Origin of the sequence: Prevotella sp. MGM2, assembly GCF_002933955.1 — a bacterium.
Classification (GTDB): Bacteria; Bacteroidota; Bacteroidia; order Bacteroidales; family Bacteroidaceae; genus Alloprevotella.
This window is the reverse complement of sequence record NZ_BEWW01000254.1, coordinates 1-744: the sequence shown is the minus strand read 5'-3', so window position 1 is coordinate 744 and position 744 is coordinate 1. Positions and strand designations below refer to the sequence as shown.

The following is a 744-nucleotide window of genomic DNA, read 5'->3' as shown; positions in this document are numbered from 1 at the left end:
CTACTCCGCCGTTACCGTGGCTTCGTCGGACAACGAGGTCAATCCCGTTGTCGTGGCTCTCTCCACTCTCAAGAACAATGAAACGAAGGCTTACGAAAACCTCTTCGTGCGTCTCGAAAAAATCGCTTTCGACGCTGAGGCACTGGCTTCCGGCAACATCAACATGGTCGATGCCGAAGGCACCGCACTCGCACTCCGCGACAATTTCAATGTATTGGGTGACTTTATCTTCAAAACCGGCAAGGAATACAACGTCAACGGTTATGTGGCCTATTACAACGGCACGCCGCAGATGTACGTCATGTCGGCCGACGACGTAGAGCTTATCACCAATCTCATTGATCCCGAAACCGCCTGGAATGCTGAAGTAGCCGCTCAGGAACCCGGAAAGACATTTGTGCCTAACACATTCACCACTCTTTCCGACGGCGCCAGAACTTTCACCTCTTCCAATGAAAAGGTGGCTACGGTCGATGCCGATGGCAACGTTACCTTTACCGGTTACGGCTTTGCCACCATCACTCTCCATACGGCCGAAACCGACACGTACCTCGAAAGTCAGGCCAGCTATACGCTCTATAACATCAAGGGTGAAGGCACGCTGGAAAATCCCTACATCGCCACCGACCTCGGCTTCTACAACGGCAAGGTGAAGGAGCAGGTATGGGTGAAAGGTACCATCCTCGGCTCTTACGGCAACGGCGGCGTGATAGCAGATGCATCGGCCTCCAACCTGGCTTTGGG

At 53.5% G+C, this 744-nt stretch carries 1 protein-coding gene; it reads left to right on the top strand.

The window, feature by feature from the left end; all coding sequences use genetic code 11:
• Positions 1–744 (top strand): Ig-like domain-containing protein (locus C5S62_RS06350; protein ID WP_190311560.1); only part of this gene is annotated, 744 nt, incomplete at both ends.